Below are 920 nucleotides of genomic sequence, written 5' to 3' on the forward strand. Positions count from 1 at the left end.
CGGCGGGCGTTGCCGATACGGGAGTGAATGCGCTGGACTCGGGCTTTCGCCTTCTTCCAGTTGTTGCTGAATTTGGTTTTGCGGCTCATGGCTTGCTGCGCTTTGCGCAGGGCCGTTTCATGCCGCTTGAAGCTGTTGAGCGGCGCGTAGAACGTGCCGTCCGAGAGTGTGGCGAAGCGGGTCACGCCCATGTCGATACCCACTGCCGTGGTAGCCTGCGGCACGGGCTGCTCAACTTCGCGCTCGGTCTGAATCGACACGAACCACTTGCCGCAAGACTGGCTCACGGTGACATTTCTGACTGTGCCCAGCACCTTGCGACTGTTGCGGTAGCGCAGCCAACCCAGCTTCGGCAGGAACACGCGGCTGTTCGCTTGGTCGAGCTTGATCTGTTTCGGGTCGGGGTAACGGAAACTGTCTGACTGGCCTTTCTTCTTGAAACGAGGGAAGTCGGCCCGTCTGGCGAAAAAATTACTGTAAGCACGCTCCAAATCCTTGAGCGTCTGTTGCAACGGGTGAACGGGCGCATCCGCCAGCCATGCCGTTTCTGTGCTGTTGCGCCACTCGGTGAGCAGCTTGCACAGGCCCGCATAGCCCAGTTTCTTCTCCCCACGCTCGTAGCGCTCCTTCTGCAACGCCAGCGCCTTGTTGAAAACGAACCGGCAGGAGCCAGCGAAACGGCGTATTTGCCGCTCTTGCTGGCCGTCTGGTCGCAGTTCGTATTTGAAGGCTTGGAGGCGTTGCATGCGGATATTATAATATGGCCTATGAGCGACGACAACGATATTAGGCATGGACGACACTGCGTTTTTAAGATACATGTCCATGTGGTCTTTGTAGCGAAGTATCGCCGCAGCGTGTTCGATGGAGATGCTATCAACCGGCTGCTCACCATCTTCGCCAAGGTCTGCGCCGATTTC

2 protein-coding genes are annotated in these 920 nt (G+C 57.6%); one reads left to right on the top strand and one right to left on the bottom strand.

Features of this window, described 5'->3' with window-relative positions; all coding sequences use genetic code 11:
• The coding region (locus tag HMPREF3179_RS01935) for an RNA-guided endonuclease InsQ/TnpB family protein (RefSeq protein ID WP_141743417.1) at nucleotides 1-746 on the bottom strand (746 nt) is incomplete at its 3' end.
• Nucleotides 747-767: 21 nt separating this feature from the next.
• On the opposite strand from HMPREF3179_RS01935, the gene HMPREF3179_RS11800 reads away from it, so the two are divergent.
• Nucleotides 768-920: transposase (locus HMPREF3179_RS11800; protein WP_210398742.1), on the top strand; the 153-nt coding region annotated here is incomplete at its 3' end.

Origin of the sequence: Oligella sp. HMSC09E12 (assembly GCF_001808505.1) — a bacterium.
GTDB lineage: Bacteria > Pseudomonadota > Gammaproteobacteria > Burkholderiales > Burkholderiaceae_B > Oligella > Oligella urethralis.